Consider the following 23,144-nt stretch of genomic DNA (forward strand, 5'->3'; position numbering starts at 1 on the left):
AAAGAATGCGGAATTACCTGTATAAAGGCAATTCCGCAAGGATTTATAGGCTATTTAAGTTTTACCAGACAGCAATATTTCGTTGAGTACAAACATAAGTTTTTCGGGCAAAGGTAGTAAAGCAAGAGTACTACACAAAGGCGGCTAATGTTGGATGCTTACTTTGAATCATCTACTCAGGATTCTTGTTGGCACTGGAAAGGCATAACAAGATGTCACCTTTCTCTAAAGGTAATTGACCATTGGGAACCAAGATGGTTTTTCCACGTTTCACCATCATGACAAGCGTTCCTTTAGGAATGTTCATTTCAGATAATAAGTTTCCATTTTCAAGCATGCTCTCTTTTAAAGTTACCTCTTTTAGTTTTGAACCTAATTCCTCTGGAATCTCAACTCCAAACTCATTACCACTCTTTTCTTCTGGCATGTCGAGCTGGAGTTTTTTTGCCACTAATGAGATAGTAGTACCTTGTATCGTAAGTGATAGCAGGGTGATAAAGAAGACTATATTAAACAAGAGGTCTGCTCCTTCGACACCGTTAATAATAGGATATGTGGCAAAGATTATGGGGACAGCACCTCGAAGACCAACCCATGAAAGGAAAGTCTTGGCTTTCAACGGAATTTTGCGATAGGGTAGTAAGCATAAAAATACACTTACAGGGCGCGCAACAAGCATCATAAATACTGCGATGGCGAGGGAGAAGAGGCTTACGTCAACCAACTCTGAAGGATTAACCAGCAATCCAAGGGTGAGGAATAGGATGATTTGGAGCAACCAAGTAAGTCCATCTAAGAACGTAGACATCTCTCGTCGATACGACAAACGGCAGTTGCCCACAACAAGTCCTGCTATATAAACTGCTAAATATCCATTGCCGTTTAATAAGTCGGTCAGTGTAAAGGTGATAAACACCATACTTAGAAGAAGTACGGGATAGAGTGCTGCGTTTGGAAGATTGATTCGATTAATCAACCAAACCGTTAAACGACCAAGACCGTAGCCTAATGCTCCTCCTAATAAAAACTGTTCACCAATGTTAAGTGATAGGTCTAAAAAAGAAAAATCATCACCCGAGAGGGCTACGTTGATGAGCGCTATCGTCAGCATATAAGCCATAGGATCGTTACTACCACTCTCTAATTCCAACGTTGGTCGCAATTTGTGTTTCAAGCCAATTCCTTGTGTTCGCAAAAGATTAAACACAGAAGCCGAATCTGTGGAAGACATGGTTGCAGCTAACAGCATGGATACAATCAAGGACAATTGAATATCCATACCTGCCCACTGCGATAATGCAAATATAAACCCTCCTGTCAAGACAGTTGTCATCACTACGCCCAAAGTAGATAGGATAACACCCATTCCAATGATAGGCTTTACTTCCTTAAACTTGGTGTCCATACCGCCAGAAAACAGGATGATACTCAATGCCACCATACCAATGAATTGTGTGTCGTGTGGGCTATTAAATTCCATACCCAACCCCTCACTGCCAAAAAACATTCCTGTAAACAAGAATAACAACAATGTTGGGATGCCGAAGCGATAGCCTGTTTTACTGATAAGTATGCTGACTAATACTAAGAAAGAACCTAAGAGAAAAATATTTTCTGTTGAGAAAGTAATCATTACTTCGTTTAATAGTGAGTGATGTAATTTACTGTATGGTTATTAGAATCTGTAAATGGTCCTACTGATTCTCATGGACAAATTTACATAAAAATCGCTATATATAAGCCAGTGGAAATAAAAAATGGGAAATAAATTCTCGAATCGCCTTCCCATTTGATGGAAAAGTGTCAAGGCCAGTATCAATTCTTTGTCCTAAATGCGTGCTCCAAGTCACAATATGTATTATCTTTGAGCAAAAAAATTAATAATCCTCAAATGTAGGCTTATGAGAATCGTATGTGGCCTTGACGTGCACAAAGATAACAAATACTTATGAAATTATGTGCATGAGGGGAGAGGGGTGCAACTGGGTTTTACGACTTCCACCCATTAGATAATGCTCATGCCGAGCGTACTAAAACAAGCTGCCGCTTCTCATGGAGGTGAGAGGACGGTGCGGTGGCTAAGCTCTACCCCGCCGAGGCAAGACAGCAGTGCGAAACGCAATCCGCACCCGCGGACGGGGCAAGACAACGCCGTGAAACGCAATCCGCACCCGCGGACGGGGCAAAACAGCAGTGCGAAATGCAATCCGCGCCTGCGGACGGGGCAAGACACCGCCGCGAAACGCAATCCGCGCCTGCGGATGGGGCAAAACAGCAGTGCGAAACGCAATCCGCGCCGGAGGACGGGGCAAGACACCGCCGCGACCAGCTCGCCGCCCAGAACCAAGCCGTGACGGAGGCCGACTTCAAGATAGAGCCAGGCGGACTGACCGTGGAGCGGATCAAGTAGATTCGCTCAGCTTTATTCCCCCCAAAAAAGGTAAAAGGGTTGATCGCAGCAATGCGGTCAGCCCTTTCAAATATTTTGTTGTCAATTATCATATATTCTCATTTTCAATCACTTATCAAGTACATACTCCCTTGATCGTCAAAAGAGGCTCTTTTGGGTCGTTGCAGAGTCGAGGCAGCATCGCTGAACAATCCATACAGCAATGCTGAAAAGCCGTTACAGCAAACCAAGATCGTTTTTTTAGTCACTGAGTTTATAAGTTACTGCATATCAAAAGCGGATGCACCTCTGTGAGTACATCCGCTTCATTATTTTACAGATGGCGCTTTCGCCTGTCTTATTTCGTTCTGAATACGCGTTTCGGAGCTTCTACTTGAGGTTTCACCGAGCGACTCATTGCGTCGTTATATCCTCTAGCATAGTAGCCTGAATCCCAAGAATTGTACCAGTCATCATAACCATAATAGTAGTAGCCCGACCAATTAGGAGACGACGTATGCGTCAGTCGGAAGTCTACAGTTTGGTTTCCGGAATAGATAGAACCAGAGAAATAGTAGTCGCTCAAGCTATAGTCAAAGATTCTAATATCCGTATTCTCTTCTACAAAGTGTACATAGATCGTTCCATTGTTTACCGTCCAAGTAATGTGGTTGGCAATATAATCGTACGGAGCATTGCTGTAATAGTCTACCCAAATGCCGGAAGTAAAGTCTATTTCGGAGTAGGTAGCATCGTAAGTGCGACCGGAATAAGTAGACGATACATACATATTACCCTTCCAAGTACCCTCAAGCGTATATCCAATCTCTGCATCTTCATCGCAAGAAACAAAAGAGAATGACAGAACAGCCATCGCTATCATCGTCATGAGTGTAGAAATCTTCTCCATAATTATATTCGTTTTGTGTATTAATTCTTTGTTCTTATTTCTGCTGCAAAGATAGATATAGTTTACCAAGACGTCGTGTATATTCCCATATAAAGCAGTAGGGATTATCCTATTCTTTCATGGTAATTCCCTACCTTGAAATAACTTTAATTAGCATATTGCATGACAACTTATCGCTATTTTTCTGTATTTTTGCAGCTAACGAAAAATATTTTATACTTACATACAGATAAAGAAAAAGATGAAAACGGTTTACGAATTCTCCGTCAAAGACAGAAAAGGCAGCCCAGTGTCACTGAAGGAATATGCTAACGAAGTGCTCCTGATTGTCAACACAGCTACTAAATGTGGTTTTACCCCCCAATACGAAGAACTAGAGAAACTTTACGAGAAATTCCACGCACAAGGTTTTGAGATTTTAGATTTCCCTTGTAACCAGTTTGGCCAGCAGGCTCCGGGTACCGACGAAAGCATTCACAGTTTCTGTAAACTGACCTATGGTACCGAATTTCCACGTTTTAAGAAGGTAAAAGTGAACGGTGACGATGCCGACGACTTATTTAAATTCTTGAAAAAACAAAAGGGATTTGCCGGTTGGGACGAGTCTCACCCCATCTATCCTATCCTCGACAAGATACTCAGCGAAGCCGATCCAAACTACAAAGAAAAAGCTGATATCAAGTGGAACTTCACCAAATTCCTCATCAATAAAAAGGGACAGGTGGTCGCTCGATTTGAACCTACAGAGAAGATCTCGAATATTGAAAAGCAAATAGAAGAACTCTTATAAGGCTAGAGACTCATCTATACCATAAGGAGGTGGTGTTAACACCGCCTCCTTATGGTATAATCATATTCCTAACTATCATTTTATTTATCGGTATAATGTCCCAACACTGAGACTACATAGACAGAAACAACATCTTCATTAATGGTATATAGTAGCCTATTTTTCTTATCTAATCTTCTTGACCACATATTTGGAAGATATTTCAAAGGCTCTGGCTTCCCCGTTCCCGTATACGGATGCTCTGACAGCTCCATAAACAAGTCTTCTATTTTTTTGATAATCGCCTTATTACCTGATTTGTAAATCTTCCGCAAATCTTCTCTAGACGATCCCACAAGCTCTACAGAATACTGTCCCATATATTATTAATGTCTTTCACTTTTACCGTTCTACCATTCCTAATATCCTCTAATCCCTGTTGAATAGCTTTTAGTTCAGCTTTTGAAAGAAAATCATTCTCATCGGCAACACTAATAATTATGGGTCTTGCATTTTTACGAGCGACAAACACTGTCTCCGTTTCTGCCAAATCAAAATATTTCTTTTGATTTGCTCTAAATTCTCTTGTAGTAATTATCTGCATACTTTTACCTCCTCTTTAATTGCAAAGATAAGACGTTTCAGCAATATAAACAAACTTTAGTGTACTTATTTGCGTACTCTAATTAAAGTTGCTTTCCCCACTATCCACAATCCTACGAAAGTAAGAAAACCATTGAGCATGAGCAACTCATAGCCGAACTTATAGCCTAAAAGACGACTACATAGCGTATCAACGACAAAACACAATAAGGGAGCTAAGACTGCAATATACGGTACCAAGCGGTCATTGGTCGGTCTACGAGTCAATAATCCGAAGGCAAACAGCCCTAATAACGGACCATAAGTATAGGAACAAAGCACATAGATGGCATCCAATACGCTGGTAGAGTTTAATGCTCGGAATATCAGGATGAACACCACAAACACCAATGCCAACACCCTATGGGTGCGACGACGCAACTGTTCGTCTTCCGCTCGGTTCTTTATATCCACACAAAAACTTGTGGTCAAAGCCGTTAATGCACTATCCGCACTCGAAAAACTGGCTGCCACAATACCTATGGTAAACAAGATTGTCACCGTAATGCCCAGTCGTCCGGCAGCAGCAAACATGGGTAAGAGTTCGTCTCCCATCGCCGGGAGGGGTACACCTTGCTTTGCTGCCAACTGTGTCAACAAGACACCAAGAGACAAAAAGAGTAAGTTGGCCGGTACAAAAGCCAATCCATAAGTACACATGTCTTTCTGTGCTTCGCGCAAAGTCTTGCAAGTAAGGTTCTTCTGCATCATATCTTGATCGAGTCCGGTCATCACTATAACCACAAAGATACCACTCATGAACTGCTTCCAAAAGTTCTGCCGGCTTACCCAATCATCGAAAACAAACACTCTACTATGCGTATCTGTCGCAATGGCATGTACGGCTTGCGGTAACGTGAAACCCAGTTCACCCATCACATTATATATAATAAGGAGCAAAGCAGCAAACATACAAGTGGTTTGGAAAGTGTCTGTCCACACCAACGTTTTGATTCCACCACGATGAGTATAAAGCCATATCAATCCTACCATGATGACTACGGTTACCGGGAAAGGTATTCTGAGGTCGTCGAGCACGAACCGTTGTAGGATAATACAAACTACATAAAAGCGAACGGCAGCCCCCGTCATTTTCGACAAGAGGAAGAATGACGCACTCGTCAGGTAAGACCGATTGCCCAATCGCTGCTGCAAATACGAATAAATAGTGGGCTTTCGCAATTGATAATACACTGGCAAAAGCAGGAAAGCCACTGCTAAATAGCCGAAGATAAAGCCCACGCACATCTGTAAATAGGTCATATCGGTCTTCAACATCATTCCCGGAACCGACACAAAAGTCACTCCCGAAATAGAAGCACCGACCATTCCAAATGCCACCATATACCAAGGCGACCTGCGCTCGGCACTGAAAAAGATGGAATTGGTGGACTTGCGAGCTGTCAATCTGCTGAACACCAGCAGACAACAGAAGTATATCAAAACAGTGAAAAGTATCATCATGGATGCAAAGATAGCTTGTTTTAAATAAGCAGACAAATCCATGCACATTTAAAAACACACTTTTTTACTTACAATCCTTACTTTCTTTCTGTAATAGAAAAGTTCAGAGAAAAGCCTTGTTAACTGTCAAAAAAGCAGTATATTTGCAATGATTTATAAACAAGGTAGAGATGAAACAGAAGAAATTCCTCCTTCAAGAGAAGGATATCCCCACACAGTGGTACAATATACAGGCCGATATGCCTACCAAACCATTGCCTCCATTGAATCCCAAAACACGCGAACCACTCAGCGCGGAAGACTTGTCGCACATCTTTAGTGCCGAATGTTCCAAGCAAGAACTGGATTGTACGCATGCTTGGATAGACATTCCCGAAGAGGTACGCGATAAGTATAGCTACTATCGTTCGACTCCGTTGGTACGCGCTTATGCCTTGGAAGAGGCGCTAGATACCCCTGCTCATATCTATTTTAAAAACGAAAGTACCAACCCACTAGGCTCTCACAAGATTAATTCTGCCATTCCTCAGTGCTATTACTGTAAGCAAGAGGGCGACACCAACGTCACTACAGAGACCGGAGCAGGCCAATGGGGTGCCGCATTGTCGTATGCCGCGAGCATTTACGGGCTGAGTGCAGCTGTCTATCAAGTAAAGATTAGCATGCAACAGAAGCCTTATCGCTCTAGCATCATGCGTACCTTCGGTGCCACAGTAGAGGGTTCTCCCTCCATGTCTACCCGTGCCGGAAAGGACATTATCACTCGCGAACCTAACCATCTCGGCTCATTGGGTACCGCCATATCCGAGGCTATTGAGTTGGCAACGACTACTCCGCATTGCAAATATACGCTGGGCTCGGTGCTCAATCACGTTGCTTTACATCAAACTGTCATAGGCCTAGAGGCTGAAAAGCAGATGGAAATGGCCGGAGAATACCCCGATAAAGTGATTGCATGCTTCGGTGGAGGTAGCAATTTCGGCGGTCTTGCTTTCCCATTCATGCGTCATAACATCCTCAATGGCAAGAAGACAGAGTTCATCGCTGCCGAACCGGAGAGCTGTCCGAAGCTAACTCGCGGTAAGTTTGAATACGATTTCGGAGACGAAGCTGGCTATACTCCACTGTTACCTATGTACACTTTGGGGCACGACTTCAAACCCGCGAACATCCATGCAGGTGGTTTACGCTACCATGGAGCCGGTATGATCATCAGTCAATTGATTCGTGACAACTATATGCACGGCGTAGATATCCCCCAATTGGAAAGCTTTGAATCCGGTATGTTGTTCGCTCGAACCGAAGGTATCATCCCCGCACCGGAGAGTTGTCATGCTATTGCCGCTACCATCCGAGAGGCTCTACGAGCTAAGGAAGCCGGAAAACAAGAAAACATCCTATTCTGTTTGTCCGGTCATGGGCTTATTGATATGACTGCTTACGACTCTTATATCAACGGAGACTTGCACAATTACAGTGTTTCCGACGCTGAGATTAAGAGCAACCTAGTCAACGTTCCCAACGTAAAGATTTAATTCTATATCCCTATATGCTCCCTAATATCTCACCAAACAGGTATTAGGGAGTTTTCGTTATACTTCTTTTCCAACTTAACCTCTTACAGCATGAAAGAAAAAACACTGCTCATATTGATTTTACTCATCAGTTTTTTACTACGCATAGACGCTCGTCGCCCCATCAAGGTGGCATGTGTGGGCAATAGCATCACGTACGGTGCCGGCCTCAAAGACCGTGAACATACGAGCTATCCGGTGCAACTTCAGGCGTTGCTAGGAAAAGATTACGAGGTTAGGAACTTCGGACGGTCGGGTGCAACACTCATCAATAGAGCCTATCGACCCTATACTGCGCAACCGGAATACCGACAAGCGCTCGACTTTAAGGCCGATAGAGTCATCATACATTTAGGAGTAAACGATACCGACCCGCGTGCATGGCCTAATTATTCGGACGATTTTATCAAGGATTACCGTGCACTTATCGACTCATTTAAGGTGGCTAATCCAAAATGTAAAGTATGGATTTGTCGACTAACACCCATCTCAGACCGCCATCGTCGATTCAAATCGGGTACTCGCGACTGGCGTCATCAGATACAACAGAGAATAGAACGCATTGCACGGACAACCAATGTAGGACTCATTGACCTGCACGAAGCACTTTACAATCGGCCTGATGTATTTCCAGACGGACTTCATCCCAACGCCGAAGGAGCTGGATTGATAGCCCGAAAAGTATATAGCGCCCTCACCGGAGACATGGGTGGGCTACACGTTTCACGCCTTTATACCGACGGAATGGTGCTCCAACGCTCCGTTCCCATCCACATGGAAGGAACGGCAAACAGTCATGACGAGGTGACCATAGAGTTGGGAAAACAGACCATTCACACCCTTTCTAATGCAGAAGGACATTGGAGTACCACTCTCCTACCCATGCAGGCTGCAAAGAATTTGACACTCACCATCAAGACAAAGAAAGAAAAACTGCAATTCAACGATGTAGCCATCGGTGAAGTATGGTTGTGCTCCGGACAATCAAACATGGCTTTCCGTACCGCCCAACTAGCTCCAGATGAGAAACAAGACATGCTCCACTATAGTAGTCAAAAACCTGATATACGACTATTTAACATGACAGAGAAATGGGCAACGACAAATTCCGAGTGGTCCATATCGGCTCTCGACTCAGTCAACCGACTGCAATATTACACCGATAAAGGTTGGCAAGCCTGCAACGAAAACACAGCCCCGGCTTTCTCTGCCATTGGTTTGGCCTTTGCACGAACACTGGCCGACACTCTTGGAGTGACCATCGGAGTAATCTGTAACGCCATCGGCGGTTCCCCGACAGAGTCTTGGATACCCCGACAGACACTTGAAAACGACTTTCCCGACATTCTAAGAGAGCCTACTAAAAACGATTTCATCCAACCATGGGTACGTGAACGCATGTCGAAAAATATCAACTTGAAGACCAACCCACTGCAACGACACCCTTATCAGCCCTGTTATCTCTTCGAAGCCGGCATCGAACCACTCGCCCACTACACCATCCGAGGCGTGGCATGGTATCAAGGAGAGTCTAATGCACACAATATGGAAGCCTACGACAGCCTCTTTAAGCTCATGGTAGGCAGTTGGCGAAGCTATTGGAACGCCAATCTTCCTTTCTATTATGTGCAGTTATCAAGTTTGGACAGACCTAGTTGGCCATGGTTCCGCGATGTACAACGCCGACAACTGCGAACGATTCCCAACACGGGAATGGCTGTCAGCAGCGACATAGGCGACTCGCTCGACGTACACCCTAAACATAAAATGGCCATCGGACAACGTTTGGCTCGTTGGGCTTTGGCCAAGACTTACGGGCATCGGCTTGTCCCTTCAGGTCCATTCATGAATCATGTGGACTATCACGATGGTGCCGCTTACGTGTCATTCGACTTTGCCGATGGTCTCAGAACATCGGATGGTAAAGCTATTCGCAGCTTTGAAATTGCCGGAGAAGACGGTTTATACCATCCTGCACAAGCCAAAATCGAAGGTAATCAAGTAAAGGTTTGGAGTCAACAAGTAGTCAAACCTGTGAATGTACGCTATGGTTGGCAACCTTATACAAGGGCAAATCTAGTGAATTCCAGCCTTCTTCCCACCTCCACCTTTAGGGATAAGGACTTCTAACCACATTTCTATAATCAATAATAAGCCCTTTACAGCGTATGCTGTAAAGGGCTTATTATTAAGACAGAATGCTATCTAAAGAAATCACCAATAATTGATTTCTGAATATTTTTATCTACCATAATTGCATTATTGTTTCGTGTATAGCACAGAAATAGCACCTTTTTGTTTCATCGACAAAACAATCATGATATCTTTTAGAAGTTTCTTTTAACTTCGATACCGTCCGGTATGTTAATCTATACAGCCCTGCTTCCTATTTCAAGTTCTCACCCTCAACTTGCTGCCCCGGCTTCGCAACAATACTGAACCGTTCTCGCAGCATTGCTGACTGGCCCTCTCAGCAATACTGAAAAGCCCTTGCTCAAGCCTGAAAGGCTCCCCCTTATGATTCTATCTATTATATGAAGTCTGACAAGACTGCCCATATCCTCCTTTAATGATAGATATTACACGGAAAGGGGGAGCCTTTCAGGCTCGGTTATAGTTGCTTTTTTTGCCGTAAGCCTAAAAGACTTACGGCTATGAATGGGCTGTCCTTCGGACAGAAATGCTTCTGTATTACACCTCCACCTCTTACCTTTTACCTTGTGAGACGGAAAACTTTCCGTCTCTACCATCACTTCTTTATTCGTCTATGTACCAACTTTAAACTATCACTCTCCCCCTTATGGGGGAGTCGGAGGGAGCTTCTTTTTATAAGCCGGTTGATATATACCTTTATTATATATACATATTCACCTTTAGGGAAAATCCCCTACCACATAGGGAAAAACCTTTTTCATCCTCGTATATTCTTCGTTTCTTTGCATCAGATAAATAAACGAATAGAACAATTAAAGAGATAAGATTATGAAAAAGTTGATATTAGCCCTTGTAGTTCTGCTGACTACAGCAGTTTCTGTCAACGCAATGAGCTATCAGCAAGCTCGCGAACAGGCGCTTTTCCTGACAGACAAGATGGCATATGAGCTTAATCTGACCGATGAGCAGTACGAAGCTGCCTATGAAATAAATCTTGACTACCTGCTAGGAGTAACCGACTATAACAGCCTTTATGGAAGTTATTGGACTCAGCGTAATCTGGATTTAAGCTACATTTTGCTCGATTGGCAATATCAAGCTTATTGTGCAGCTAACTATTTCTACCGTCCGCTCTACTGGGATGGAGGCTATTGGCACTTCGGAGTCTACGCTCGCTACCCGCGACGTGACTACTTCTACTTCGGTCGGCCAACTTTCTATACCGTCTATCGTGGCGGACACAGCTGGCGAATGAATGGCGGTCGGTCATGGTACAGAGAACGTACATGGGGCGGCCCAAGTTCTAGAAGATTCGGAATGCGCGATGGTTTCAACGGTGGAGACTTCGGTCGTAGCCACAATTTCGGCAACCGCAGTTTTGGAGGACGTAGCTATGGCGACCGCAACTATAACTATGGACAGCGCCGGATGGACACAGACCGCTCGCGGATGAACAATGGTGAACGCAGCATCTTTAACAGTTCAAACATAGAACGTGGTGATATGCAGCAAAATGGAAATCGCTCTTTTGGTAGCCGTAGCGATATGCAGTCTAGACCAACACGCTCTTTCGGAAGCCGAAATAGAATGCAACAAGATCCGACACGCTCTTTTGGCGGTCGCAATGAGATGAGTCGCCCTGAAAGTAGCACTCGTACGACGGTACGTCAAGGTGGTTTTGGCAGCATGCGCAACAATTTCAACAGCAGCTCCAGTGCTCCTAGTCGCATGTTTAGTCCACGTTCCGGTTCTGCAGGACAATCAGCCCCCAGCCGTTCATTCGGCAACTTCGGTGGCGGTGGACATTTCGGACACAAATAATCAATAAGAGAATTCAGACATAACTATATGCTCAATAGAGTGACTTTTTAAGTAAAAAGAATTCAGGAATAAAAATTAGAGAGTAAAAAAGAGGGCTTCTTGCTGTGCAGCAAGAGGCCCTCAATCTATTTATGAGTAATGTATCGAAACCTATTACAATACTAAGACGCGCACTTCGGCATTTCCCATCTTCTGAATTTCATTCATGGGACGATGAAAATATACACTTTGGATAGCCTTGTTAATCAATCCGTGTCCTACGGCCAAGACTGTCTTATCGGGATAAGTGAACTTTAAATAAGTGATAAAGTTCTGGGCACGCGATTTCATCTGCTCCAAAGTCTCTATATCGTCGGGCCATTCCACATCTTTTAATGTTGGAATAAACCGACCGGTAAAACTCCCCCAATCGCGCTCGCGCAATAAAACCGTCGTCTCAATCGGCAATCCGTGCGGCTCGGCTATGATGCGACAAGTATCTATAGCACGCCTCAAATCGCTGGCAACAAATACGTCTATTTGTTCACCAACCATTTTATCGCGCACCTCACGAGCCTGTTCCAGTCCGCGTTCATTCAGTTGTCCGTGACCTTGTCCTTGTAAAATCTGCGCCACATTGTCCACCGTCTCACCATGGCGCACCAAATATAGTTTCGTCATACTTCCTTTTTACTACGGCAAAAGTACACATTAATATGCCAAATCATCTACCTTTGGTATAAAAGGATAATTTTTTCAAATTATATTCCCCTTATTTCTCTCAACACCTTCACGGCATCTCCGACGGTAGGAACCTGCGAGATATGCATAAGTCGGCGACCTTTTATCTCTTTCAAGTCACAGCGTCGGGCATGCAAACCGATGTAGTCTAGTATCTTACCAAACGCAGAACTCTTGTAATAAACACTTTCCGGATTGCTCACAAATTGCATGTTCATACGACCTTGACGTAGCATTATCTTCTCGCAACCAAGCGATTTGCCGAGTCGACGAAGCGCTACCACCTGCATCAATTCCTCCCCTTCGGGCGGAACTGGACCAAAGCGGTCTACCAATCGCTGCTTGTAAACCTCCAGAGCATCATCGTCTTCGATGTTATCAAGTTCGCGATAGAGCAACATTCGTTCGCTGCTTCCCGGCACATAATTATCGGGGAAATACATCTCCAAGTCACTCTCAATAGCACAATCTTCCACAAATTCCCCACCGGATATTTCCTCTCCACGCGCAATCTCTTCGGCATAGAGGTCGCCAAACTCCTCATTTTTGAGTTCGGTAACGGCTTGATTCAATATCTTCTGATAGGTTTCGTAGCCTAAATCTTCCATGAATCCGCTTTGTTCAGCACCTAATAAATTGCCGGCACCACGAATATCCAAATCTTGCATGGCCAAATTGAAACCACTACCCAGTTCTGAGAAGTTCTCCAAAGCCTCTAGTCGACGTCGTGCTTCAGGCGTTAACACACTCTTGGGAGGCGAAAGCAAATAGCAGAAAGCCTTACGATTGCTTCGTCCAACACGTCCACGCATCTGGTGGAGGTCGGATAATCCGAACCTATGAGCATCGTTGATAATGATGGTATTGGCATTCCCAACGTCTATACCGTTCTCTACAATAGATGTAGAGAGCAAAACATCGTAGTCATAGTTCATGAATCCCATCACTATTTGCTCCAGTTCTTCAGGTTTCATCTGTCCGTGCCCGATGGCAATACGGCAGTCGGGCACATGTTTCTTGATGAGATTAGCTATCTCCGGCAGGTTGGAAATACGGTCGTTGATGAAATACACTTGTCCGTTCCTACTCATCTCAAAGTTGATAGCATCGGCTATGACCTCGTGACCATAAGTAGATAGCTCAGTATGGATGGGATAACGGTTGGGTGGTGGGGTACGGATGATGCTCATATCGCGTGCTCCCATGAGTGAGAATTGCAGGGTACGCGGGATAGGAGTAGCCGACATGGTGAGCGTATCAACGTTAGTCTTGAGCTTACGCAACTTCTCTTTGGTCGAAACACCGAATTTCTGCTCCTCGTCTATAATCAGTAATCCGAGGTCGTGCCATTTCACCGACTTGCTAATCAACTTGTGTGTACCTATCAAAATGTCCACACGCCCGGCCTCTAAATCTTCTAATACTGCCTTGGTTTGCTTAGCTGTGCGAGCACGCGAGAGGTAGTCTACACGTACAGGGAAGTCTTTCAGGCGGTCGCGGAAAGTCTGATAATGCTGGAAAGCAAGCACCGTTGTCGGCACAAGTACAGCCACCTGCTTATTGTCTACGGCTGCTTTGAAGGCCGCACGTACCGCCACTTCGGTCTTACCAAAACCCACGTCGCCACAAACGAGCCTATCCATGGGACGATTGCTCTCCATATCAGCCTTCACATCTACCGTAGCCTTATTCTGATCGGGCGTATCTTCGTAGAGGAAACTGGCTTCCAACTCATGTTGCATGAACGAATCGGCACTGAACGAGAAGCCTTTTTCCTGTCTGCGCTTGGCATAGAGCTTTATCAAATCACGCGCTATATCCTTGATACGCTTCTTGGTTTTCTCCTTCAAACGATCCCAAGCACCCGTTCCAAGGGTACTCAGACGAGGCGGTTCGCCTGTATCTTGCCGGCGATATTTGCTGATTTTATAGAGCGAATGGATGGAAACATCCACCTTATCATTATTCTGATAGATGATACGAATGACTTCTTGATACGAATTCCCGGCCGGAACACGCACCAGACCGCCAAACTTTCCGATACCCAAATCCACATGAACGATGTAATCTCCCGGCTCCATCTCTTGCAATTCCTTCATGGTAAGTGCCATCTTTCCGGCTCTCGCACCATCCGATTTCAGGTTGTATTTATGGAAACGGTCAAAGATTTGATGGTCGGTAAAGAAGCAAACACGCATGTTATTATCGGCAAATCCCTCGTGAAGTGTCTTGTTGACCGGCTCGAAATGAATGTCGTATTTCTGCAACTCTTCGCTACCGAAAATGTCTTTCAGGCGTTTTTGCTGCTTTTCACTATCGGCTAATATATATAAGGTGTAACATTTGAGACGATAATCTTCCAGCGTCTGCGACAACAAATCGAAATTCTTGTGGAACAACGGTTGCGGTGTAATGTCAAAACGAAGCACCGACGACCGCTTTGCATCTTTACGATGCGACTTGTCCAAGTCGCTATTAGCCCCGAACTCCACTCGTTTGAAACCGGATATATCTTCTTTAAAAGCCGTAGCCGTAAGCAGATTTTGCTCTCGTTGCATGCTGCGAACGATCTCACGTTGCTCCACTTCTGTGGCTCCCTCCATACGTTCGGTCATTACCTGCGACGAGAATCCCTCTTTATAAATGCGTTCTATAGTGTCGTGAATGTACAGAATATCTTTGTAGACAATCACCGATTGGGCAGGTAAGAACTTCAAGAAGGATATTCTATCGGTGGCCTGCATCGCCAATTCAGGCACTATCTCTACTTGATCACGTCTATCTTTAGACAATTGATCTTGCACTTCAAAAGTGCGGATGGAGTCTATTTCGTCACCAAAGAAGTCGATACGAAACGGAATCTCGCACGAATAGGAGTAGACATCTAATATACTTCCACGCACAGCAAACTGTCCCGGCTCGTACACATAGTCCACTTCGTTGAATCCATATTCCCTTAATGTGGCTTCAACATCGGTAATATCAATACGTTGACCAACCGATAATCGCAGCAAACGTTCGTCCATGAACGACTTGGAAACAACGAGTTCGCTCAGCGCTTCAGGATGAGTAACGATGAAAAGATGGTGAGGATTGCTGCTCAAACGAGCCAACACATCGGTACGAAGTATCTCATTAGCATCGTCACGCTGCCCATATTTCACAGCTCGACGATAGGAAGAAGGGAAAAATAAGACTTGTTCAGTGCCCAGCAACTGCGTTAGGTCGTGATAAAAATAGCCTGCTTCGTCGGCATCTTGCATAATAAAAAGCACCGGATGAGATAATTTCTCGGCTAAAGAAGCAAAGAACAAGGGGGCAGCAGAAGCCATTAAACCTTGCAAGGAAATAGGTTCTGCCGTTCCATCTCCGAGTAATTGAAGCATAGCACCCGCCTGTGGCTGGGTGCTATAATGTTTTCTTACGTCTTGTATATCCATTTATGCACGTGGCAACGGCGGATATTTGCGGAACATACCGTCCATTCGGAGCCGCATCACGCCAAAGAAGGCTTCGCCAAAGATACCTCCGTTCATCTTGCTAACGCCCTCCCGGCGGTTCACAAAGATTACAGGTACCTCCTTAATCTTAAAGCCTATCTTGTATGCCGTATATTTCATTTCTATCTGGAAAGCATATCCCTTGAATCGAATCTTATCAAGTGGAATGGTCTCCAGCACACATCGACGATAGCATTTGAATCCTGCTGTAGTGTCGTGCACCTTAAATCCGGTGATGATACGTACGTATTTGCTGGCAAAATAACTCATCAACACACGACCAATAGGCCAGTTTACCACGTTCACACCACTCACATAGCGCGACCCGATAGCCACATCATAACCCTCATCGTGGCATGCTGCATAGAGCCGAGGAAGATCTTTGGGATCGTGACTGAAGTCGGCATCCATCTCAAAAATGTATTCATAATCGTGCTCCAACGCCCATTTAAAACCCTTGATGTAAGCTGTACCAAGACCTAACTTGCCACTACGCTCCAAGATAAACAGTCTATCGGAGAACTCTGTATCAATGAGTTGATGCACTATCCGGGCTGTTCCGTCGGGACTTCCATCATCAATAACAAGTATATGGAAGCACTTGTCCAAGCCGAAAACGGCACGGATAATCTTCTCTATATTCTCTTTCTCATTGTAAGTAGGAATAATGACGATGCTATCACTGCTATTCATGATGCTTATTTTTATTCTATTGAGTATTTGCAAAGTTACAAAAAAGCCATCAAATGATTGTATTATTGGTCAGGATTTTCCACATATCCTTGATAATCAGGCGTTAATCCACCTATCACCGCACGATAGGCCTCGTCCATCATGGCACATTCCTGTTCCACACCGCGTCCTTTCGGCATAATGGGACGATGGATGGTGAGGCGTAATGGATGCCACAACACCCACTTCATATCGCGTGTTCGCGGCATCACATCAAACGAACCATTGATGGTTAACGGCACCACCGGTAACTGCAATTCATCTGCTAGCATGAAAGCACCACGCTTAAAACTCCCCATATGGCCTGTAAACGTGCGTGCACCTTCGGGAAATACCACCATCGACATGCCTCCCTTCAATGTCTCGCGAGCCTTTTCGTAGGTCTCTTTTACCTTAGCTGGCCCTCGCTTATCAACAAAGATATGATGGGCAGCAGCGCATGCCATACCAACAAAAGGAAGTTTACGAAGCTGTCGTTTCATCATCCATTTGAAGTTACGATGCAAGTATCCGTAAATCAAAAAGATGTCAAAAGCTCCTTGATGATTACTTACAAATATATAGGATTGCCCCCTTTCCAAGTTCTCACGTCCCTCTACGCGCACCGGAAGCAGCAATATCTTCGTGATAAGCCACGACCAATATCTTCCGGGATAGTATCCCCAGAAATGTCCATTGCCCACAATGCACCCAATAGTGGTAACGAGTGCCGTTAGTATTGTAGCTATCAGAATCACCGGTAGCGCAATACATAATTGATAGATGCGATATAACAATGTAACCATCTTCCTTTTCTTCTTGATGAATTTATAATTTCTTACTACTTTCCAAACGGTGTAATGTGATGACGACAAGCTCGGCCGAAGCACCGAAACGGAAAGGAACAACGCCTCCCAAGCCTGCCGTTACATAGAGATAACTCCCTGCCTGCTCGTAAAGCCCATAGTCTTGGGTATACGAAAAGCGCGTTGGCCGGAAACCTAGCAGGCTCACTTGACCGGCATGTGTATGTCCGCTTAGGGTCAATCGAGCCGATGTGAGGGGCAATACATGCCTGTCCCACGCCGAGGGATCGTGTTGCAGCATGATGACAAAAGCTTTCTTCCCCACTCCACGCATGGCTTTGACATAGTCAGCTCGCTGTGGAAAAGGCGCACGCCCATCATTTTCTGTACCGACAACAACGATACTGTCTTGTCCACGACGCACTACGACATGCTCATTCAGCAACAGTTGCCAACCAAACTGCCGTTGTCGGGCAATGATTTCTTTTTCATTGGCCGCTTTAATTGCCGCATCGGCATTGATATATTGGCTATAGTCGTGGTTTCCAAGCACCGAATACACACCATCGGGAGCTTTAATACTGCTCAAAACATCCATAAACGGATAGAGTTCCGAGGGCTGCATGTTCTGCAAATCTCCTGTAAAAGCCACCAAGTCGGCCCTTTGTGCATTGATGCTATCAATATCTCGCTTTAGCAAGTCGGCCTTATCCCCCTCAAACATGCCCACATGTGCATCGCTGAAATGCACGATACGATATCCCTCAAAGGCTTTCGGAAGTTCTTCTACATACAAGTCGATACGCTTAACCGTTAATCGGCGCACGCCAAAGGTTACGCTATAGACGAACATCAATATCAACAAGATGCCTAAAAAGAAGCCTATAAGATTACCCCAATTATTCCTTCGATGCGTCAGACGACAAATACCAAGTCCCATAACCGAGCAAACGGTGAACATAGCCTTCGGTACGACAAAGATACCAAGCAATATTAAATAGACTTCTATCCATGTTAAGTTATCCGGAACGAAGTTCTGAACACTTGCCAACCCCACCGTATAGCCCACCATACCGATACATGGAAGCCACCACAGGAGGCGCTTCCAACCGCCAAGGTGCAGCTTCCGTCGCAGATAATGTATGTCGATATACAAGTCGGACAATACAATCATCAGCAAGATGGGGATATACATGCGTGCAATCATCTTCTTTCCAAACTGCTATAGGATCTTAACTTCTGAACGTCAACGCTTCTCCTCTTGCATCAGCATCAAATTTTCCACCGTCAAAAATCAGTCGACCATTACACAATGTCTGCTCCACACGCCAATGGAAATGATGTCCTAAGAGCGGACTCCAGCCACATTTGCTTTGGATAATATCTTCCGTCACCGTCCAATCTACATTTGGACGAACAATAGCTACATCTGCTTTATACCCTTCACGTAAATATCCACGCTCACTAATCTCAAATAGTTGAGCCGGGTGATGGCACATTAATGCCACCAATCGGGCTATATCCAAAACGCCTTCATCGACCAATTGCAACATAGAGACAAGCGAGAACTGCACCATAGGCATACCCGAAGCGGCCTTCCGACAGCCTCCTTTCTTGTCGACCAACAAATGTGGAGCGTGGTCGGTACCCACTATCGTAATGCGACCATCGGTCAATGCGCGACGCAAAGCATCTCTATCAGCCGCTGTTTTCACTGCCGGATTACACTTGATGAGCGTCCCTAACGTCTGATAATCAGCATCCGAAAACATCAGATGAGCAATAACAGCCTCTGCCGTGATGTTGCTGTCAACCCCAAAGAACTCCAATTCGCGTGCAGTAGTAAGATGTGCCACATGCAAACGAGTACCATAGCGACGTGCCAACTGCACAGCCAGTTCGGTAGATGTATAACATGCCTGCTCACTACGTATCTGTGAGTGCAGCAAGATAGACGGATCGTCATCCTTCTTTCGCGCTTCAGCCATGTTCGCAGTAATGGTAGCCGTGTCTTCACAATGCGTCATCAACGGCAAATCCAGTCGCTTTGCCTCTTCAAAGATACCGACCAAGGCTTGCTCCTTATCCACCAACATGCCTCCGGTGCTGCTTCCCATGAAGAGTTTAATACCGGGAATGCGGCGGCGATCGAGCTTCTCAAAAAGATGTGTATTATGATTAGTGGCTCCAAAAAAGAAGCTATAATTCACATGACTCTTCTCACCGGCCAAAGCAAACTTATCTTCCAAAGCCTCCAACGAAGTGGTTTGCGGATTGGTATTGGGCATCTCAAAATACGACGTGACCCCACCAAAGGCGGCAGCACGGCTTTCTGACTCAATATCGGCCTTGGTTGTAAGACCCGGTTCGCGGAAATGTACATGATCGTCTATAATACCCGGCAACACAAAACACCCCGTGGCATCTATCTCTCTGTCGTAGATACCACGGGATGTATGCTCCCCTTCCATGATTGATTCGATACGATCATCAACAATAGACAGCGTCCCCGGAAAGACACGTCCTTCATTGACGATTCTACCACCAGTGATAAGAATTCTCATAACACCTTATTTTATAGACAAGGACAGACTCAGAGCCTGTCCTTGATATTGTATATACATATTGAAGTTACTTATTCTGCGGCTCTGCCGGTTTGGCCAAATCATTGGGAGTAGGCGCTGGAACCGCATTGGTAGCTGCACCGGGAGGAGGCAGAGGCGTCGTTTGAGGCTCCTGTGGAGCCACCGTGACGCCACTAGGTTCTTTCAATCCCGTCATTATCTGTTGATTTTCCTGCGCCTTTTGATAGTACATCTTCACGTAAGGATCATTCTTAAAATGGTCTGTAGCCTTACTCATGATGTCTTCAATCCATGGAGTCAGCTCCGGATATTGATTACCTATGGTCACCAAGAAGAACACCCCCGGCCCCAGCGCATTGTCAAAATTCTCGGTCACGAAACTTGTTACTAAGTGGTCTTCTTGCTCAGAGAGACGTGTAGCCTCGCTATTCAAATGCGAATTAACAAGGTTCATGTCCTTTCCGTCCATGATGGCACGGTCGTGCTTATGCACCAATTCGGCCTCATCGTTCTTCAGTTGATTGTACTTTTTGAAGAATTTCATCAGCTTATCGTTAAGCGGCGTGCCACTAACGGTGAGCTGTGTATCGTTGATTTGCACCTTTATATCGCCATCTTCTAGTATCAATGGCATCACACTTTCGTCGTCCATGAAGATATTAGCCATTCTCACAGAGTCTACAGGCCCCGTGAAATGGAATTGTCCATGAACTACTTCGCAGGAATCTAATTTCTTGAATTCGTTGTTTTTCAGTACTTTCAAGTACAACATCCGACCATCAAGCGTAGACATATTCGATGTTCCGTCCACACTGTATGAATTTATACAGGAGGTGAAAGCCATGATAGTCAGAAATGCGTATAAGACTTTATTCATAAACGGTTTTCTTGTTCTATAGCAAAGGTAATGTGTATTCGTGATGTAAGAAAACAAATTCATTGTATTTAATTGATTCTACATCGGTTTTATATTTTTTTCATAAATTGCACAGCGAGCAATCCTGTGCATCCGAAATCGGTATTATCGGCTCCCGCCCTCTTCTTTCTTTAATTCCGAAGAGATGCGATGCATGGCGTACATCTCCAACAATGCTGCCACTAACAACATGACTACCCACTTGTTATACATATAGTTTACGTAGTCTAGGATGTTGGAGAACAAAGGTCTAAAGATGCCGTAAACATCGTTCAGCATCAACATTCCGGCCAAAATAAAAAGAATATCAGCCAACGTCAACATCTTTTTAAGGCGGCGAACTATAAAACTTTTCCCCTCATAGGTTTGCATCATTTGCATCACAGCAAACAACACTGCCCCCAAAAGGAACACCCAACAGAATATTTGCTGTTGGAACATAAACACAAAACACCCTGCACCGATGACCATCAGTGCACCGCCTACCATGAATAGGACACTTTGCAATCTACTCAGTTGTTTCATCTTTGGTTTCTACAGGCACTTCTTCGTCGCTCAACACATAAATATCTTCATCATCGGCTTTCATGAAATAACGCTCGCGTGCAATCTTTTCAATATGTTTAGGATTCCGACGAAGATCTTTCAATTGCTTTGTATCAGCTTCGTACTGTTGTGTGTACTTCTCTATTTCACTCTTCAAGTCGTCTATTTGGAGTTCAAGTTCCATGCGTTTACGAAAGCTATTCTCGTCTAAAAAGCCCACAATGGCTACACCCACCACCACTACGATGAGATATTTATAGTGAGCTGCCAAACTCCAAATAACGTTTAAGCGACGATTCATTATATTACTTTCGTGCAAAAGTAAGCATTTATCATTAATAAAGAGAAAAAATGAAAATGTTTTTTATTTGGCATCACATCCCTAATTTACTCAAAAAGTGACTCACACCCATCACTCATCAACTCAAAAACTAACAAACTTAAAAACTCACTAACCAACTCATGAACTCAAAAAGTTAAAAGCCCAAATCGCTGCATAGTCGAGTCAACATCGCTGCCAAGCCAATGCAGCATCGCTGAAGAGGCGAGACAGCAATGCTGGGAAGACGTTGCAATGAGGTAGTTGACAAGTTTACCAGTAGACCAGTAGACGAGTTCAGGTTTCAGTTTTTAAGTTATTGAGTTGATGAGTTTTTTAGTTTTGGAACGAAAAAGGTTCTTTTCTTTCTCCTTCTCCTTTTGGGGAGGGCTGGAGTGGGGCTATAGAGGGATAGGGGAGATTACTTGTATTCACCCTATTCAGTGGCTTTTTTCAATGCTTTACGTTTCAACATAGCAGCTATCGCTATCGCCTTCTTATTGACATCATTGATATTATTCTTGCGATAATAACCACGACTGATGCCGTCACTACTCAATACCAAGGAGTCGTTTTGCAAATAGTCGATATTACAAGTGTCGCAAATAACCTGCTCACCATTCTTCCCCGGATTGGTACCAAAAGAATGTGCCAATCTGGCTACCACCAGTTTGCCGTTCCACATGCGCCAACCGGTGAAATAACCTAACTGCGGATAGACTACCGGACTTTCATCCTCTAGCGAACTCTTCTCCCCTACATAGCCTATACTCTGCGCCACCCAGTTGCGACGGAGCCAAAAACCGTATTCACGCGGGATGAGATAAGTGGCTTTAACTGAATCGGACATGTTGCGCATCATCGTTTGTTGTAGGTGTTTACTCATCTTATTATAGTCGCGCATTTGTGGCATGACCACGTAACACCAAATACCTCGTAATTCATCCAAGTCGACTACCGACTTCGCCACTTTCTTATTCTGCTCATCCAACACGACCGTTATCCAGTCGCCAATCTTCACTTTACCATATATTTGGTGGTTGCGAGTGGCCTCAATGATATTATATGTGACGGGATCGCTGCCATCGGGCGGAAGCAATACCATCACAGAATCGGTGCAACCCTCGCAAGCCAGTCCGTAGACAGCTTTGTCCTGATGTAACAATTCAGCCCCGGCCAACAAGCCATTAGGCTTTTTTTCCTTCACGTCTTTCTTTCCCCCACAAGCCATCAAAGCCAATGAGACGATGCCTAAAACAAACAATGTGCGGAATTTCATAACCTTTTTATTTTGTATGGCAAAGTTAATGCAATAATT

The 23,144-nt window shown here is 44.6% G+C and carries 19 protein-coding genes; 4 read left to right on the plus strand and 15 right to left on the minus strand.

Going from position 1 to position 23,144, the window contains the following annotated elements:
• Nucleotides 1–172: 172 nt before the first annotated feature.
• Together AC1EK4_RS00005 and AC1EK4_RS00010 are read right to left on the minus strand one after the other, a co-directional pair.
• Nucleotides 173–1,633, minus strand: a complete 1,461-nt coding sequence (locus AC1EK4_RS00005; protein ID WP_198025900.1) for a potassium/proton antiporter — start codon at nucleotides 1,631–1,633, stop codon at nucleotides 173–175.
• Nucleotides 1,634–2,747: 1,114 nt separating this feature from the next.
• On the minus strand, nucleotides 2,748–3,299 hold the full coding sequence (locus AC1EK4_RS00010; protein ID WP_036897062.1) for a hypothetical protein: 552 nt from the start codon (nucleotides 3,297–3,299) through the stop codon (nucleotides 2,748–2,750).
• Between the two features lie 241 nt (nucleotides 3,300–3,540).
• On the opposite strand from AC1EK4_RS00010, the gene AC1EK4_RS00015 reads away from it, so the two are divergent.
• On the plus strand, nucleotides 3,541–4,089 hold the full coding sequence (locus tag AC1EK4_RS00015) for a glutathione peroxidase (protein WP_062435322.1): 549 nt from the start codon (nucleotides 3,541–3,543) through the stop codon (nucleotides 4,087–4,089).
• An 80-nt stretch (nucleotides 4,090–4,169) separates the two neighbouring features.
• Here the strand turns inward: AC1EK4_RS00015 and AC1EK4_RS00020 are convergent, their stop codons facing one another.
• The 3 genes from AC1EK4_RS00020 to AC1EK4_RS00030 form a co-directional block, all read right to left on the minus strand.
• A complete protein-coding gene (locus AC1EK4_RS00020; RefSeq protein ID WP_062435319.1) occupies nucleotides 4,170–4,448 on the minus strand; it encodes a Txe/YoeB family addiction module toxin in 279 nt (92 codons plus the stop codon).
• Nucleotides 4,430–4,672: a hypothetical protein gene (locus tag AC1EK4_RS00025; RefSeq protein ID WP_062435317.1), complete on the minus strand. Its 243-nt coding sequence runs from the start codon at nucleotides 4,670–4,672 to the stop codon at nucleotides 4,430–4,432. The genes AC1EK4_RS00020 and AC1EK4_RS00025 overlap by 19 nt, the downstream gene beginning before the upstream one ends.
• Nucleotides 4,673–4,737: 65 nt before the next feature.
• On the minus strand, nucleotides 4,738–6,174 hold the full coding sequence (locus tag AC1EK4_RS00030) for a sodium:solute symporter (protein ID WP_062435327.1): 1,437 nt from the start codon (nucleotides 6,172–6,174) through the stop codon (nucleotides 4,738–4,740).
• 170 nt (nucleotides 6,175–6,344) lie between these two features.
• Between AC1EK4_RS00030 and AC1EK4_RS00035 the strand changes: the two genes are divergently transcribed.
• From AC1EK4_RS00035 to AC1EK4_RS00045, 3 genes are all read left to right on the plus strand, one after another.
• Complete coding sequence (locus AC1EK4_RS00035) at nucleotides 6,345–7,709, plus strand: TrpB-like pyridoxal phosphate-dependent enzyme (RefSeq protein WP_480356525.1); 1,365 nt, start codon at nucleotides 6,345–6,347, stop codon at nucleotides 7,707–7,709.
• A 90-nt stretch (nucleotides 7,710–7,799) separates the two neighbouring features.
• Nucleotides 7,800–9,878 (plus strand): GDSL-type esterase/lipase family protein, encoded by a 2,079-nt coding sequence (locus AC1EK4_RS00040; RefSeq protein WP_480356527.1) that lies wholly within the window; start codon nucleotides 7,800–7,802, stop codon nucleotides 9,876–9,878.
• A gap of 852 nt (nucleotides 9,879–10,730) precedes the next feature.
• A complete protein-coding gene (locus AC1EK4_RS00045; protein ID WP_036897039.1) occupies nucleotides 10,731–11,723 on the plus strand; it encodes a hypothetical protein in 993 nt (330 codons plus the stop codon).
• 153 nt (nucleotides 11,724–11,876) lie between these two features.
• Here the strand turns inward: AC1EK4_RS00045 and AC1EK4_RS00050 are convergent, their stop codons facing one another.
• From AC1EK4_RS00050 to AC1EK4_RS00095, 10 genes are all read right to left on the minus strand, one after another.
• On the minus strand, nucleotides 11,877–12,383 hold the full coding sequence (locus tag AC1EK4_RS00050) for a histidine phosphatase family protein (RefSeq protein WP_036897036.1): 507 nt from the start codon (nucleotides 12,381–12,383) through the stop codon (nucleotides 11,877–11,879).
• 80 nt (nucleotides 12,384–12,463) lie between these two features.
• Nucleotides 12,464–15,883 (minus strand): transcription-repair coupling factor, encoded by a 3,420-nt coding sequence (gene mfd, locus AC1EK4_RS00055; protein ID WP_480356529.1) that lies wholly within the window; start codon nucleotides 15,881–15,883, stop codon nucleotides 12,464–12,466.
• Nucleotides 15,884–16,636, minus strand: a complete 753-nt coding sequence (locus AC1EK4_RS00060; RefSeq protein WP_036897029.1) for a polyprenol monophosphomannose synthase — start codon at nucleotides 16,634–16,636, stop codon at nucleotides 15,884–15,886.
• Between the two features lie 62 nt (nucleotides 16,637–16,698).
• A complete protein-coding gene (locus AC1EK4_RS00065) occupies nucleotides 16,699–17,460 on the minus strand; it encodes a lysophospholipid acyltransferase family protein (RefSeq protein WP_036897027.1) in 762 nt (253 codons plus the stop codon).
• 22 nt (nucleotides 17,461–17,482) lie between these two features.
• A complete protein-coding gene (locus AC1EK4_RS00070) occupies nucleotides 17,483–18,667 on the minus strand; it encodes a metallophosphoesterase (protein ID WP_480356532.1) in 1,185 nt (394 codons plus the stop codon).
• A gap of 25 nt (nucleotides 18,668–18,692) precedes the next feature.
• A complete protein-coding gene (locus AC1EK4_RS00075; protein WP_480356534.1) occupies nucleotides 18,693–20,024 on the minus strand; it encodes a dihydroorotase in 1,332 nt (443 codons plus the stop codon).
• A 67-nt stretch (nucleotides 20,025–20,091) separates the two neighbouring features.
• The gene (locus AC1EK4_RS00080; protein ID WP_480356535.1) at nucleotides 20,092–20,922 is read right to left on the minus strand and encodes a DUF4369 domain-containing protein; all 831 of its coding nucleotides are present in this window, start codon (nucleotides 20,920–20,922) and stop codon (nucleotides 20,092–20,094) included.
• A 144-nt stretch (nucleotides 20,923–21,066) separates the two neighbouring features.
• Nucleotides 21,067–21,486, minus strand: coding sequence for a hypothetical protein (locus AC1EK4_RS00085; protein WP_036897016.1), 420 nt, complete (start codon nucleotides 21,484–21,486; stop codon nucleotides 21,067–21,069).
• On the minus strand, nucleotides 21,470–21,808 hold the full coding sequence (locus AC1EK4_RS00090; RefSeq protein WP_036897014.1) for an FtsB family cell division protein: 339 nt from the start codon (nucleotides 21,806–21,808) through the stop codon (nucleotides 21,470–21,472). Before AC1EK4_RS00090 ends, AC1EK4_RS00085 begins: the two co-directional genes overlap by 17 nt.
• 454 nt (nucleotides 21,809–22,262) lie before the next feature.
• Complete coding sequence (locus tag AC1EK4_RS00095) at nucleotides 22,263–23,105, minus strand: hypothetical protein (RefSeq protein ID WP_480356538.1); 843 nt, start codon at nucleotides 23,103–23,105, stop codon at nucleotides 22,263–22,265.
• Nucleotides 23,106–23,144: the final 39 nt, after the last annotated feature.

The sequence above is a fragment of the Prevotella sp. C0026C3 genome (assembly GCF_056590795.1).

Coding starts and splice junctions, on each gene's coding strand:
- AC1EK4_RS00005 (WP_198025900.1), bottom strand. CDS start 1,633: ATGATTACTTTCTCAACAGAAAATATTTTTCTCTTAGGTTCTTTCTTA.
- AC1EK4_RS00010 (WP_036897062.1), bottom strand. CDS start 3,299: ATGGAGAAGATTTCTACACTCATGACGATGATAGCGATGGCTGTTCTG.
- AC1EK4_RS00015 (WP_062435322.1), top strand. CDS start 3,541: ATGAAAACGGTTTACGAATTCTCCGTCAAAGACAGAAAAGGCAGCCCA.
- AC1EK4_RS00020 (WP_062435319.1), bottom strand. CDS start 4,448: ATGGGACAGTATTCTGTAGAGCTTGTGGGATCGTCTAGAGAAGATTTG.
- AC1EK4_RS00025 (WP_062435317.1), bottom strand. CDS start 4,672: ATGCAGATAATTACTACAAGAGAATTTAGAGCAAATCAAAAGAAATAT.
- AC1EK4_RS00030 (WP_062435327.1), bottom strand. CDS start 6,174: ATGATGATACTTTTCACTGTTTTGATATACTTCTGTTGTCTGCTGGTG.
- AC1EK4_RS00035 (WP_480356525.1), top strand. CDS start 6,345: ATGAAACAGAAGAAATTCCTCCTTCAAGAGAAGGATATCCCCACACAG.
- AC1EK4_RS00040 (WP_480356527.1), top strand. CDS start 7,800: ATGAAAGAAAAAACACTGCTCATATTGATTTTACTCATCAGTTTTTTA.
- AC1EK4_RS00045 (WP_036897039.1), top strand. CDS start 10,731: ATGAAAAAGTTGATATTAGCCCTTGTAGTTCTGCTGACTACAGCAGTT.
- AC1EK4_RS00050 (WP_036897036.1), bottom strand. CDS start 12,383: ATGACGAAACTATATTTGGTGCGCCATGGTGAGACGGTGGACAATGTG.
- mfd (WP_480356529.1), bottom strand. CDS start 15,883: ATGGATATACAAGACGTAAGAAAACATTATAGCACCCAGCCACAGGCG.
- AC1EK4_RS00060 (WP_036897029.1), bottom strand. CDS start 16,636: ATGAATAGCAGTGATAGCATCGTCATTATTCCTACTTACAATGAGAAA.
- AC1EK4_RS00065 (WP_036897027.1), bottom strand. CDS start 17,460: ATGGTTACATTGTTATATCGCATCTATCAATTATGTATTGCGCTACCG.
- AC1EK4_RS00070 (WP_480356532.1), bottom strand. CDS start 18,667: ATGATTGCACGCATGTATATCCCCATCTTGCTGATGATTGTATTGTCC.
- AC1EK4_RS00075 (WP_480356534.1), bottom strand. CDS start 20,024: ATGAGAATTCTTATCACTGGTGGTAGAATCGTCAATGAAGGACGTGTC.
- AC1EK4_RS00080 (WP_480356535.1), bottom strand. CDS start 20,922: ATGAATAAAGTCTTATACGCATTTCTGACTATCATGGCTTTCACCTCC.
- AC1EK4_RS00085 (WP_036897016.1), bottom strand. CDS start 21,486: ATGAAACAACTGAGTAGATTGCAAAGTGTCCTATTCATGGTAGGCGGT.
- AC1EK4_RS00090 (WP_036897014.1), bottom strand. CDS start 21,808: ATGAATCGTCGCTTAAACGTTATTTGGAGTTTGGCAGCTCACTATAAA.
- AC1EK4_RS00095 (WP_480356538.1), bottom strand. CDS start 23,105: ATGAAATTCCGCACATTGTTTGTTTTAGGCATCGTCTCATTGGCTTTG.